This is a genomic window from Bacillota bacterium (assembly GCA_012727955.1).
Lineage (GTDB): Bacteria > Bacillota > Limnochordia > DTU087 > JAAYGB01 > JAAYGB01.
In genome coordinates this window covers 1-13,003 of sequence record JAAYGB010000037.1, presented here as the reverse complement: position 1 = coordinate 13,003, position 13,003 = coordinate 1, and the positions used below count along the sequence as shown (strand labels likewise).

The following is a 13,003-nucleotide window of genomic DNA, read 5'->3' as shown; positions in this document are numbered from 1 at the left end:
CTCCAATGGTAAGGAAGGGCAAAGCTACTTGCCATACTACTGGTAGTCTGCGTGGTGGACTCACTTATTTGGATTCTGGCGAAGTGCCCCGAAACTCTCGTGGTTAAGGGCGCTGATTGGATTGACAGTTACGTTGTGCTGGCCCATCTCAGGATGGTACACCTGGAGTAAACATGGTCGGTACTCCAACTAGAGTTCTATGCCGGAACACCCTGAACGTTGCTTTGGCCGGTGCAAAGAAAAAACTAATCTGAGGCATGAGGCATATCCGTAACAATCACTCCATACCCAGTGCATAGCGTTCCAGGCTTTCGCACAGTGCCACTATGTTCTCTAGTGGAATATCCGGTTCGCATTCTGCATACAGCATCAATCCACCATTGTCCGGGGCAAAAGCATCGATTGCTTCCTTAACATGGTCATGTATTTGGCTCGGCGTAGCAAAGGGGAACAGCTGCCTATCAAGATCCAAATCAACACAGACCTTGCCTTTGCATATGTCCACTAAGTTATAGAGTCCATTGGCCCTGATCTGGGGGTTAAGTATGTCAACCCCGCATTCTATCAGATCGTCGATGATCGGCAGAATATGACCATCGGTATGCATTCGAACTATTGCTCCAGCATCTCTACATGCTCCAAAGATACTATCATAGCAGGGCTTTAGGTACCGGCGCCAATCACTAGGACTAATCGGCAGGCTTCTCTGGGTTCCAAGATCATCCCCAAAGTCCATCAGTTCGGCACCTAACTCTAGCTGCTTTTTGACCATAGCGAGATTATAGCCCAGGACCATATCGATTACCGTGTCCAACCTGGGATCCTTCATAGCAACGTCTAGCATGAAATACTCAAATCCTCGCAAGTAGAAGAGCCTCATGTACATAAAGCCATGTTCCATCCCGCCGTGAGCTAAGTTGCCTTCTCTTTTCTCCCTTTCAAACCGTCTCTTTACGTCTAGCCAGAAGGCATCATCATCGCTAGGAACTGTTGGGGGAACAAAGGACTCCAGGTTGTCCCAATCACCTAATGGATGACCAACAACCAGTCCCTCCAACCCTTCCTCAACATTGTTCCAGACGCAATGCCAATGATCGACATACTTTCCTAATCTGTATGAGGGCTGTGCAATGAAATCATAATCGTGGTTTTCATTCGCGTCTGGAAACAATGCTGGATGGGCCTTGACAATATGTTCCAGATCCTCACGATACTTCTTCCAGGTAGCCGGCATAATTCCAATCCGAGCTGGAATCCAATCTGGATTTTTGCACCTCACAGCCTTGAGGAAGTTAACAGTCTTTTCGTTCTTGCCTTCCATGACAATGGATCCCCTCCATATCGCTAATGAGCTATCCTCTCAATTCGGCTAGCGCAATCCCCTAAACTCAAGGTCGTTATGCCACAAAAACAGTACAATTACCAAATAAGTCACGGCAGCCACGATAGAGTCCATTTCTTCCTATACTAGTCCGGAAACAGCCTGAGTCCTCTTACTGCAGCCAATTGAGTTCATAGAAGAACAAGTCAGGGAATTAGAAGAGGTCATTGGCCAATGCTTGCAAGAATCGCGTTCCCCAGAAACACTTTTAGGCACGTGATTGAAACAGGCAATGGGAATTGTCTTAGCCGCTGCCGTTATTGGGGAGACCGGCGATATCCATAGATTCGAGAAGGCCAAAGCTCTGGTGGCCTATGCGGGTATCGATGCCGCAGTTCCACCAAAGGATCAATTCCAAGGAATCTGCAATCGAAGGTCCAAAGAGGAGAAGGCGAGCTCAATTATGCCTATGCTAAGTATTTACCAGCCATGTTTTGCCAAGTGTGAACGCAGTTTTTTAGAACAGGGAGGTAGGAGTAAGGACTATACTTTTTTCCTCTCTGGTCGTGTTTTCTCTTAACTGCACTAATTCGAGCTTGGAATCCACATGGGCTTGTAAGTTGGTATAGCCTGACTTCGAGCCCATGATTATGCTGCGTACTCAGTCTCTCAGGTCTTGAGCCATGCCGTCAAGACAAGGACTTTCGCAGCATAGCCTGAAGATTATCGTAAGGATCCCGCCACACCAGCCGGGCAGCTTCTTTGCTGCCTGCAGGCCTTCCCGAAAGAGAGGAAACTTGCATGAACCGAGCGCCACTAGGTAATGCACATTCCCACAGCTCCATCACTGGGTCGAAGGATCCCCTCCTCAGACACTTGCAGTGCTCCATTGCTAAGGCCGATCACATGAGATTTCTCGTAGCCTTCTTAATGGAGTCGGGGGTGCGGTTAATTGGACCTGCCCTGAAGGAAGCAGCCAGGCGTGGGGCTCGGATTCGGATCCTTACCGGTACTTATCTATCGGTTACTGAACCCTCGGCCATATATTACCTGCTGAATCTCCTGGGCGATGCCGTGGAAATTCGGCTGTTTAAAGATGGAAATCGTTCCTTCCATCCCAAAGCCTACATCTTCGACTACGATTATGACCCAGAGAATTCAGAAGTTTATGTGGGCTCATCGAATCTATCCAGTTCGGCCCTGATCACCGGCGTTGAGTGGAACTACCGGGTAGAACGGCGAAATGCTCCTGCAGACTACCACCGATTCTCGAAGGAATTCGAAGAGCTGTGGGTGCATGAAGCAGAGGATCTGAAAGAGGAATCCCTTAGGGATTATGCCATAACCTGGAGACAAAACACCCTGGTCAGGAAAGAGTCTGCCCTTTACTCACCTGCCCCTAGACAAAAGCCGGAACCCCGGGGTGCCCAAATCGAAGCTCTCTACTACCTGCGTCAAGCCAGGGAAGAGGGGGTAGACAAGGGACTGGTCGTTGCAGCTACCGGGGTGGGAAAGACTTATCTAGCAGCCTTCGATTCTCAAGGGTACAAGCCCGTCCTATTCGTGGCCCACAGGGAAGAGATCCTTCGGCAGGCTGAGGAAGCCTTTCGCAACGTAAGACCCGATGCCGCTATTGGCTACTACAGCGGCGGCAGACACGATACAGACTGCGACATCTGCCTGGCCACTGTTCAAACCTTAGCCAGACCGGAGCATTTGTCTAGATTCCCCAGAGATCGCTTCCAGTATGTGGTTATCGATGAATTCCATCACGCAGCAGCCAACTCTTACCGCACACTGCTCCATCACTTCGAACCTCACTTTCTGCTGGGACTGACGGCAACCCCCTACCGCACCGACAACAGAGATATCTACGAACTCTGCGACAACAATGTCATCTACGAAATCCGCCTAAAAGAAGCAATAGGCAGGGGCCTACTAGTTCCCTTCCACTATTACGGAGTCTATGATGAAAAGGTCGATTACTCCCAGGTGCGCATCAGCCGAGGAACCTATGTTACCGAAGACCTGGAGCGGGAACTCTCGAGGACAGAACGGGCCGACCTAGTCCTGGAAAAATACAAACAAATGGCTGGCCGCCGTACCTTGGCCTTCTGTGTCAGCATTAGACATGCCGAATACATGGCCCAGTACTTCAGTCAAAGGGGCGTGCCGTCGGTGGCTGTTCACAGCCAAAGCTCCAGTTCTCCCTACACCGCGGACCGCAGGAGGGCGGTAGAGCTGCTGGAACAAGGAAAAATCAGAGTGATTTTTGCCGTGGACATATTCAACGAGGGGATAGACATCCCATCATTGGATACAGTGCTTTTTCTCAGACCAACGGAGTCTTACACTGTTTTTCTTCAGCAGCTGGGAAGAGGACTGCGGCTGCATGAGGGTAAGAACCACTTAACGGTCCTAGATTTTATCGGGAATTACAAGCGAGCCCATTATATTCCCTATCTTCTGTCGGGAATGAAGCCAGAGGCAGTAGAGGAATGGAAAAGGTCCATTGAATACCCTCCCGGGTGCCTGGTTCAATTCGATTTCCGGCTCCTCGACCTATTTGAAGAGCTGGCAAAGAGGGATCCGCTCCAGAAGCGGATGAAAAACGAGTTTGCGATCTTGTGGGAGGGGCTTGGGCGCCGACCCTGGAGGTTCGACATGTATCAAGGTTCAGACATACCCATGCGGCATTATCTCCGGGACGGTTGGCTGCGGTTTCTGGCATCGGCCAGTGCCCTCGACGAGGAAGAAGAGAGCTGGTTGGGAACGCCGGCGGAGGAGTTCTTGCGAGAACTGGAAAAAACCTCCATGAAAAAGTCCTACAAGATACCAACGATTGGTTCTCTGATCACTTCTGAGGGCAGCTTGTCCATGTCAGTGGCTATAGACAGAGTTGGGGAGGCATTCCGGGAATACTACGTTACCAGCAAGTTGCATCAACGGGACCTCCAGGACAAGAGCAACCGGGACTGGGCCACCAGGACTCCGAAACAGTTTGCGCGTCTGGCCAGAAGGAATCCCGTTCGCTACTTGTCCCGCAGCCGGTTCTTTCATTACGATGAGGTCAACCGAGTTTTCAGTTTGGATGAATCCCTGCATCCCTATGCTGGTCCGAAACTGGTGCGGCATATTAAGGATATCTTGAAGTATCGGGAAACCGATTATTTCGCCAAGCGTTACAGAGATCGAGACGATGGTTGAGACAGCTAATTTGGCTATCAAGGAGAGATAGACAATGCCCTACTACGATAAATTGGTGAGGGACCGCATCCCTGAAATCATTGAGGCTGCTGGCAAGAAATGCGTCACTGCAGTTCTCGGAGAGTCAGAATGTCTCGCCCAACTAGAGAGAAAACTCAGTGAAGAATGGGATGAGTACCTGGCCAGCAAGGATGTTGGCGGCCAGATCGAGGAACTGGCTGATATTCTCGAGGTAGTCTATGCCATCGCCCAGGCAAAAGGAGTAAGCATCGAGGAACTTGAGGCAATTCGCGCCAAGAAAGCTGAAGAGCGAGGAGCTTTTAAGGACAGAATTCTTCTCAAGTGGGTTGAGGATTAACAGGTACTAGGAAGCCTCTTGGAGGAGAAAGGCTCAGTGGAACCAGCATAAGTCAATACCGTCTCTCTGATATACGGCCAGATGTTTATGGGAACATTTCGTTGGAAAAATTCATTAAGTGTTTCCGTGGTATATTCGCATTCTTCGTTCGCTTTGAACTCGTATCTAGCGAGCCATACCATCTCTATACTGATGTGTGGATGTTCCTCGTCCGAGTCTGAAGGTATTGCCTTCAGGCCAAAATGAGCCTCAGCTGTTAACTTATTCAGATCAATTCCGTCCTGGGGTACTGCAAATGTATGCTCCACCCTGAAGGGTGGACTCAGTTCGACTTCGCAGCGTTGGGATAGGTTGATGAGAGAAATCCCGGATAGATCTATGCTTTCGATCAATTTGCGGTACTCGTTTGTATCGCTGATAGATGGCCTATGCATGTCCACACCCCCAAATAAAGACTGCGCTGCAATAGAACTGATTGCACCGCAGTACATTTGTCGAGTGATTACGCCGCCACATTATTCATAGCTTGAGTCTGAGTCAAACCATCTTCTAGCTCAAAGGGAGCGTATGTGTACTCATCGGACGTGGTACCTTTATATAGAATCTCTTGGTCATCGAGGAATACGTTACCTATCTCATTACTAACGGTTTCGGCTGGGAGAGTCCTGAAGGCCAGCTGTAGTGAAACAAGTGAGTTCTGAATCCACTGCCATACGATTTCTACATCTTCCTGAGTTCTAATATCGTCAAGAGCAATATCTAGCAATTCCTGTCGAGCCATGATGGCGGTCCGAATCTTCTCCCTTGTCGAGTCGTCGGCAGCTTGTATCTTGCTCCTGATTTCTCGCATGATTTCCTGCCCGTCGCTCTCCAGCCAACTCCTTATCCAGTTCACCCTTCGGGTACGAGTAGGTTCATCGACAATTGTCTGATCGCTATACCATTCTACTTGAAGTATCAATCTACGATATAATTGTTCTAAAGCATCTAGGGCATCTAGCCTAGGATTGCTAGAAATCACCCATGTTGGTTTGTAATTGAACTCTCCGTTCACCGCACTGCCTCCCCTCCAGTCATATGAGCACTCTAGATAAACTGGCCAACGATTATTCATAATACCGGATCACCCCGGTACTATGTTTACTCCCGAAAATACCAATTATTCACGGCCTGTTACAACTTCATTCCGTATCAGAAAAGAACCCACATTATGAGTTTACCCGATTCGGGCGCTAGATAATCTGTACTAGGCATGCCCTAAATTCGATAAACTTTGGTAATTTCCTTGAATTTAACAGATTCGGGTGAACCAAGTTGATCCTCGGGCCATAGAACTCTAGATTTCGGACTATCAACCGAAAAAGAAAACGCTATGACAAGGCGCCTGATAGCTCAAAACCGCCCCTATGAGCGGCTTTGTCGCGTAAAGGCTCATATGGCGTTATCTTTCTACTCCTCACCGTTGATCGTGGTATAAACCAGTGATTCCCGTGCCAGAAAGCAAGCCCCTTCCAGTGACGCGTTTGGATAGAGGGTCGATGGAATCACATCGACAAACCGGCCGAGGATGGGATTTAGTCTAGTTAGTTGAGAACGAACGGCGTCGAGAAATATGGAACTGAGTGCCAAGGTTCCTCCTAGGACCGCTTTTTCCCCGTCAATAGTGAGAAGTAGGTTGTTTATCCCGATTGCAAACATTGATCCCGCCTCTTGAAGGAGCTCCACGGCCTTTGGGTTTCCCTCTTCCGCTTGTTGGACAATCTCCTTAACTGCCGCTGTCTCCTCTACTGAGGTGACTATGCCCAGCTTGCGAGCGGTGCTAACCAGAGCAGCTTGTCCTGCCAAGGCTTCGAGACATCCTGTATTCCCACACCGACAAATGGTCTTACCAGAGTAATCGATGATGGTGTGACCGATACTTCCCGGTTGAGTTCTTCGCCCGCGGAGAACTCTGCCGTTGACCACAATTCCTGCACCGATCCCCCTACTAATCGCGATATAGGCAAAGGTTTCATTGCTGTCACGGTTACCGTCTCCGGCATAGAACTCCCCAATAGCCGCAGCGATTGCGTCGTTCTCAATGATCGCCGGTACCTCAAACTTGTCGGTAATCATTTGGCCCAAAGGGATACGTCCCCAATCTAGACTAAGACACCTTTGAACAGTGCCGGAGGTATAGTCAATCAACCCGGGTATCGACAGACATATTCCCTTCAGTGGGCGCGTTAGCTTATAGGAAAGTCCCTCAATGGCCTTGAGCACGTCACTGGGAGAAGGAGGCCCATTGGGCACGGCAACCTCGGATCTAGTTACTTCGTTGCCAAGAAAATCTATGGCCACCAGCTTGATTAAGTCACTGGTAACATCGCCGGCAATCAGGGTGCCTACCTCCGGATTAAACTGATACAGTGTGGAAGGTCGTCCCCCGGTCTGATGATGATCATCAACCGCGATAACTAGACCACTGGTCTCTAATTCTTGGATCAGTTTTGATACCGTAGGAAAGCTCAAGTTGGTTTCTCGAGCCAATTGGGACTTAGAGGCCCTTCTCAACTGAATTAAGGAGTCGAGGATCAGCTCTGTATTCATGGAACTAACTAGTCTGCTGTTTGCTGGTGTAGACGAGCTGTGAATCCTGCGCATTTAGTGGCACCACCTTTTTGGGGAAATTTTAGCGAAAAAGAAGGACTTAACATACTAGAAAAGAATGAGAATATAGCTAGGTCAGCCTTAATGCTATTATTTGTTACAAACTTATTAAATACCTTTAATAAAGTCATTAAAATAAACATCGCAGTCCAAATGATAAGGCTGACCTGTGGCTAATAGATTCAATCGATGAAAGACGTTGCGTTGCAAAGCTACGACTTGCCAAAGTTTGGGTGGGGGTTATCGCACCGTCAGCGCATCTCCTGATTACGCTCAGCTTAAAAATGAAATGGGTAGCGATCTCGGAGGTCGTCCCTGCACCAGCCGATCCAGCAGCGAACATCTTTCTATTTCCCACATCTTCACAGACTCTAATTTGCTCCCCGATGCTAAGTTGGATGTTGGTGTGCACCCTAAACAACTTACTCGCTCCCATGACAATTGCGCTCTAGAGACTGGGTGTAGTGTGCTCTCTGAAAAAAGCCATCGTTACGACATAAGCCGGTTCACAGCATAGATAATAGGCTATACTAACAACCTCCAAATGGTCCAAAAACCAAGCTGATGATTTGCGTATCCCCACCCCTTTATTTTTATATATTATGGATGCGTCTGTTTTAAGGGCACAAAGGCTTTTGAACTCTGGGAGGGCTAGAGATGGCCAAGTTGCGAATCGGGGTAGCAGGGCTGCATCATTGGTATTCAGCAATTCCCTTCGTCAAGTCTGCAATCAACTCCAACTCTGTCAGTCTAATAGCAATAGCCCATGAGGACAAAGAACAACTAGATGATGTACTAGGAAGTCTAGATGATGGTTCTATCACAACCTTTACCGATCCCCTAGAGATGGTAATGAGGGAGGATATCGATGTAGTAGCGTCTTTCTTGCCGACCAATCGGAATGCCGCTGTCTGTGTGGCGGCTTTAGAATCTGGAAAGCACGTGATTTCTACCAAACCCGTGGCCTTCACCGTCGATGAAGCCAGTAGGGTAAGGGATGCCGTGCAACAGAGTGGTCGGTTCTTCTGGGGATATGAGACCTACCAACGGCAATTACCTTGGGTGAAACAAGTTAAAGCCTGGGTAGACAGTGGAAAACTGGGAGCCGTTCGTACGATTACCTGGCAGAGCCATTCGGGTCTACCGAGAAGATGGCATGATAGCAGCTGTCTTGGCTGGTGGGTTGATGCTAATCAGGCTCCGGGAGGGGCCTGGATCGACCATGCCATCTACCACCTAGACGTAAGTTGCTACCTGTTGGACTCCGACCCCACAGACGTTAGCGGAGTAGCGGGCAACCTGCGATATAAGGATCTGAGCCTAGAGGATTACGGCACGGCAAGTTTTACCTTCGAGTCCGATTGCGTTGTGAACATTGAAGACACCTGGATTGCCACGCTGCCCTTTGGCACGAGATTTAGCCTTCTTGCCGATGAGGGGTGGATCAAGTACAACGTGGGCGAACCCACGATTACTTATCGAACCAGAGCAATGAAGCAGCCTGAAGTAGTGAAGATATCAACCGAGGGGCCGAACATCGTAGAGATAGTTGCTCAAGAAATTGCGCAAGGGGTCAGCGGCCTTAAGAACGCATCTGACTCGCTGCGAAACCTTGACTGGTGTCTGCGGTTTTATCAGAAGGCAGAACGGATGTAGGAAGCTCACCCGTTAAGTCTTGAGATGAGGAAAGATCCGAACGAAGGCGAGCATGGGATAGTGCCTATTATAGACCAAGTGGGATCAATAGAACTACTAGGAACACGAAACCGCCTACGGGCGGTTTTTCGCGTTAGGAAGTAGAGGGGACGCTGAGAATTAGAGGGAACTAAGAAATTCGGCGTAAACTCAGCTAGTGAGAGATGGTGAAATCAAAGGCAATTGTGGGGAAGATGCGACCTATTTCAATATGGTCGTGAAAGGAGGAGTCCTGCCATGAATGACGCTATTGCCAAGACGATAGAAGAGCTGAAGCAACATAGAGACAGATTCGAAAGGGCTGCTGAGCAGCAGATCCGTTTGTGGATGGGTGATACCCCCGAACGTCCACCTTTGCTACTATCTTGTTCCCTTGATGAAGAGGATGACAGGAAGTTCCCCTATTATAATACAAAGGAAATCCATTACGACACCGACAAAATGTTTGCCAGTCAGTTTCGGCAAATGATGAGCGCCGTCTATGGCGGAGCAGAGGCCGTTCCTTCAGTGAGAGCTAACATGGGCTGTGGAATATTCCCAACACTCTTCGGCATCAAGCAAGAGCTGTTTGAAGACAAAATGCCCTGGGTTCAAGAACGTTTGTCAAAGGAAGAACTGAAGCGAATGGGGCCTGAAGATCTGACCATTAGCGACGAATTCAAGGCTGGACTTGACCACATGGCTTTCATGGCAGAGAAGTTGGATGAAACGGGCTGTATGGTCTATCCCATGGATCTTCAGGGTGCCTTTGATACTGCTCATCTAGTATACGGTGATGAAATCTTCTATGACTTGTATGACGATCCCGATTTTGTCCATCACCTACTTGATCTCTGTTGTGAGGCAATTGTGATGGGGATGGAAGAGTGTTTCAAGGTTATTCCCGATTCAGAGTCCAAGATCGCGCACTACAACAATTTGGTAATGCCTCGTGAAATCGGAGGCATCAAGACCAGCGAAGATACCTCTACTCTTCTTTCCAAGGAACATATAGATGAGTTCGTTGTCCCCTATCTTGAACGCATCCTGAAGCACTTTGGCGGTGGTTATGTTCACTACTGCGGCAGCAACCCCTATCTCTTTGAAGCAGTAATGGCCAATCCATACGTTAAGGGTATCAACTTCGGAAATCCAGAGTTCCACGATATGGATGAGGTCTTAGCTAGATGCGCCCGGGAGGGCAAGGTTTACTATGGATCAGTCCCCAAAGCAACCGATGAAACTCTATATGAGTACTTCACTAGATGTCTGACCGCAGCGAAGAAGGGCGAGCGAAGCCATCTGCTCTTAACCTATACCTGCCAGAAGAGTGAACGGGAGGACACTCTGCTGGCATGGAACCAGGCGGCGATGACTGCGGGACTAAGTAGGGAGCTAGCTGGCTAGGACGATGGGGTTCTACGTCAATTCATTGTGAGTACGCAATTTTCTATGAAGGGCTCGTGGGAAATGCTAGTGTCCTATCGAGCCCTTCTGTTCCTTTGGCGGTCAAAGGACCTTGAGGTCGAAGTAGAGCTGTAGAAGATGCTTGGAGAGAACAAGAGGGATAAATTCGAGTAGTTTAGCCCGGGTCTATCCCCCAGTTTTGCTGCTGGACTTCGCCGTTCTTCATCGCTCTATCTACTAACCGGGAAGCGAATCACTGTCTTCAGTTTCTCCGGTGCCGTTCTGTTGGGATCGGAAAGGTAGATCTCGTGATGCTTATGTTCCTTCCCGACGAGATTTGTTAAGCCATTCTCTGCAATATACTCTTCTAAGAGGGCGGTGGAACGATGCTCCTCGTGATAGGGACCCACATGCAAAATCTGTACACAAAGCCCTTCCTTGAAGCTATCCAGTCGTGCCCTTGATACATCTACCGGCGGTTTTTTCTTCTTGCACTCTTCAACGGCCCAGCGAAATACTTCCGGAGTGACAAACTCCGGTCGTCTGATCATGGCGTTCCACAGCCAATCAGACTTCGGCATAGTGGGATCTAGTTTACCGTTCTTGCTCCACCACAAACTCTCCAGCGGCGGTACCACGTATTGAAAAAAGCCTTCCGGTGCTTGTCCCTTCTTGTGGCTCATCTTGATGGTGTAGGAAAGGGAGTATAAGGTCTTGATTGCTGACTGGTACTTCTCATCGTCCGGTGCCCCGCTGCCATCAATCATGATAAAAGTCATTTCCGGTACATCTACTAGCACCGGCTTCTCCTTCGGCCGATACAGCTCTTTATACGCCTTTTTGTAGTCGAAGCTCGCCGACACAAACAGCCCCTCCTTCACCCGGGAGATCTATTGCAAAGTCTACCCCCATGGAGAACATCTTAGTCGTAATGCTCAGATTCCATTGATCCCTTCACCGATACCCAAGTCAATCCTGCGTATCTGCCAAGGAGAGTTAACATCCTCGGAAAGGGTGATTACCATGACCAAAGGGATTAACATCAAGCCTGAACCTGATTTTGAACGTATCAGGCGAACGCTGATGCTTGAAGGAAAGCCCGATCGTCCTCCGGTATGCGATTTTGGTATCGCGCTCGAAATAAAGGAGTGGGTGCTGGGACGGGAGCTGCGTACCGTCGAGGATGAACTGGAGTTTTGGATCAACGCTGGTTACGACTACGTTCATTTGAGACCACGTTACGACTTTAACGTTGTTGATATCCGTGACAAGACTGGAAGCAGCCTTGCCGAAGGTGTCGGTGTAATTCAGACCATGGAGGATCTTCACTCGCAGACTTGGCCGTGGCAGAAAACGGACGACGTAGGCTATGATCATATCAAGGAAATGTGCAAGATACATCCACAAGAGATGAAGTTGATTATCTCGACAGCGGATATTTTCACCCATATCTGGGAAGCAATGGGTTTCATGCATTTCTGCGAGTGCTTGTACACATGCCCAGAGTTGATAGAAGCTCTCTTTTTGCAGCTAGGTGAGGCTGTCTACACAATGAACCTGAGGTGTGTGGAAGAGGCTGGAGATAAGATTGGAGCCCTGTGGTACACCGATGACTTGGCCTTCAATACCGGAACCTTTGTCCATCCCGATGTGTATCGAAAGTATCTCTTTCCTTGGGTACGGAAAATCGCCCAGTTGGCACAACAGCTTGATGTCCCCTTCTTGTATCATACCGACGGCAATCTGTGGGAGCTGTTTGAGGATTTCGCAGAGATTGGTGTTAATGCCATTCATCCCCTAGAGCCAAAATCCATGGATCCCGTTGAGGTAAAAAAGAAATGGGGAGACACCTTCTGCCTGATTGGAAATATAGATGTTGACCTTTTAAGCCGCGGGGAGCCAGAAGAGGTAGAGGCAATGGTGTTAGATAGGATTGAGAAACTTGGTTATGATGGAGGATACTGCGTAGGCAGCAGCAATACCATCGCACCCTACGTAAAGCCGGAAAACTTCAAGGCAATGATTGAAACGGCATTCTATTATCGGGAAGCTTAAGACTGCAATATTCCTATCGGTGATCACCGGCGATACTTCGCTCTTTGGGATAAGTCAAAGTGAACAAGCAATCATGTATGAGATGGGCTCGTGGGACCTATTGGTATTCCAACGAGCCCTTTTCTTCGTTTGTTTGGTGGTTGTGCATATCGACAACATAGAAAACCAGCCGGTGCCTTAGGCATTGAAGACGAGTACTATCTCTTTTCATTAACAAATTTGCAACCTGAATCATAACTAGATTTTACATTACCCTGTCTTTGGATTTTACAGTGACGGGCTATCATGGTAACTGAAATGATGACGACGACTTAGCCAATCAATAAGGGAGG

General features: G+C 48.7%; 11 protein-coding genes. 7 read left to right on the top strand and 4 right to left on the bottom strand.

Annotation, left to right across the window (positions count from 1 at the left end):
- Window positions 1–173: 173 nt before the first annotated feature.
- The gene (locus GX030_07155) at window positions 174–254 is read left to right on the top strand and encodes a DUF945 domain-containing protein (protein ID NLV92151.1); all 81 of its coding nucleotides are present in this window, start codon (window positions 174–176) and stop codon (window positions 252–254) included.
- A 23-nt stretch (window positions 255–277) separates the two neighbouring features.
- Here the strand turns inward: GX030_07155 and GX030_07150 are convergent, their stop codons facing one another.
- Complete coding sequence (locus GX030_07150; GenBank protein ID NLV92150.1) at window positions 278–1,321, bottom strand: hypothetical protein; 1,044 nt, start codon at window positions 1,319–1,321, stop codon at window positions 278–280.
- Between the two features lie 280 nt (window positions 1,322–1,601).
- Between GX030_07150 and GX030_07145 the strand changes: the two genes are divergently transcribed.
- From GX030_07145 to GX030_07135, 3 genes are all read left to right on the top strand, one after another.
- Window positions 1,602–1,901: an IS110 family transposase gene (locus GX030_07145; GenBank protein ID NLV92149.1), complete on the top strand. Its 300-nt coding sequence runs from the start codon at window positions 1,602–1,604 to the stop codon at window positions 1,899–1,901.
- Window positions 1,902–2,122: 221 nt separating this feature from the next.
- On the top strand, window positions 2,123–4,528 hold the full coding sequence (locus GX030_07140; protein NLV92148.1) for a DEAD/DEAH box helicase family protein: 2,406 nt from the start codon (window positions 2,123–2,125) through the stop codon (window positions 4,526–4,528).
- Between the two features lie 34 nt (window positions 4,529–4,562).
- On the top strand, window positions 4,563–4,886 hold the full coding sequence (locus GX030_07135) for a nucleoside triphosphate pyrophosphohydrolase (GenBank protein ID NLV92147.1): 324 nt from the start codon (window positions 4,563–4,565) through the stop codon (window positions 4,884–4,886).
- A gap of 502 nt (window positions 4,887–5,388) precedes the next feature.
- Here GX030_07135 and GX030_07130 read toward each other — a convergent pair.
- Both GX030_07130 and GX030_07125 read right to left on the bottom strand, forming a co-directional pair.
- Window positions 5,389–5,736 (bottom strand): hypothetical protein, encoded by a 348-nt coding sequence (locus GX030_07130; GenBank protein ID NLV92146.1) that lies wholly within the window; start codon window positions 5,734–5,736, stop codon window positions 5,389–5,391.
- Between the two features lie 599 nt (window positions 5,737–6,335).
- A complete protein-coding gene (locus GX030_07125; GenBank protein NLV92145.1) occupies window positions 6,336–7,529 on the bottom strand; it encodes an ROK family transcriptional regulator in 1,194 nt (397 codons plus the stop codon).
- Between the two features lie 663 nt (window positions 7,530–8,192).
- On the opposite strand from GX030_07125, the gene GX030_07120 reads away from it, so the two are divergent.
- Complete coding sequence (locus tag GX030_07120; GenBank protein NLV92144.1) at window positions 8,193–9,191, top strand: Gfo/Idh/MocA family oxidoreductase; 999 nt, start codon at window positions 8,193–8,195, stop codon at window positions 9,189–9,191.
- Between the two features lie 276 nt (window positions 9,192–9,467).
- Complete coding sequence (locus tag GX030_07115; protein ID NLV92143.1) at window positions 9,468–10,616, top strand: hypothetical protein; 1,149 nt, start codon at window positions 9,468–9,470, stop codon at window positions 10,614–10,616.
- A gap of 230 nt (window positions 10,617–10,846) precedes the next feature.
- Here the strand turns inward: GX030_07115 and GX030_07110 are convergent, their stop codons facing one another.
- Window positions 10,847–11,479 carry a transcriptional regulator gene (locus GX030_07110; GenBank protein NLV92142.1) on the bottom strand — a complete coding sequence of 211 codons (633 nt, stop codon included), beginning with the start codon at window positions 11,477–11,479 and terminating at the stop codon, window positions 10,847–10,849.
- A gap of 220 nt (window positions 11,480–11,699) precedes the next feature.
- Between GX030_07110 and GX030_07105 the strand changes: the two genes are divergently transcribed.
- Window positions 11,700–12,671 (top strand): nucleoside 2-deoxyribosyltransferase, encoded by a 972-nt coding sequence (locus GX030_07105; protein ID NLV92141.1) that lies wholly within the window; start codon window positions 11,700–11,702, stop codon window positions 12,669–12,671.
- Window positions 12,672–13,003: the final 332 nt, after the last annotated feature.

Excerpts from the sequence above, each read along its gene's own strand:
- GX030_07135 (NLV92147.1), top strand. The coding sequence starts at position 4,563 with ATGCCCTACTACGATAAATTGGTGAGGGACCGCATCCCTGAAATCATT.
- GX030_07130 (NLV92146.1), bottom strand. The coding sequence starts at position 5,736 with ATGCGAGAAATCAGGAGCAAGATACAAGCTGCCGACGACTCGACAAGG.
- GX030_07105 (NLV92141.1), top strand. The coding sequence starts at position 11,700 with ATGCTTGAAGGAAAGCCCGATCGTCCTCCGGTATGCGATTTTGGTATC.
- GX030_07155 (NLV92151.1), top strand. The coding sequence starts at position 174 with ATGGTCGGTACTCCAACTAGAGTTCTATGCCGGAACACCCTGAACGTT.
- GX030_07115 (NLV92143.1), top strand. The coding sequence starts at position 9,468 with ATGAATGACGCTATTGCCAAGACGATAGAAGAGCTGAAGCAACATAGA.
- GX030_07125 (NLV92145.1), bottom strand. The coding sequence starts at position 7,529 with ATGCGCAGGATTCACAGCTCGTCTACACCAGCAAACAGCAGACTAGTT.
- GX030_07150 (NLV92150.1), bottom strand. The coding sequence starts at position 1,321 with ATGGAAGGCAAGAACGAAAAGACTGTTAACTTCCTCAAGGCTGTGAGG.
- GX030_07140 (NLV92148.1), top strand. The coding sequence starts at position 2,123 with ATGAACCGAGCGCCACTAGGTAATGCACATTCCCACAGCTCCATCACT.
- GX030_07120 (NLV92144.1), top strand. The coding sequence starts at position 8,193 with ATGGCCAAGTTGCGAATCGGGGTAGCAGGGCTGCATCATTGGTATTCA.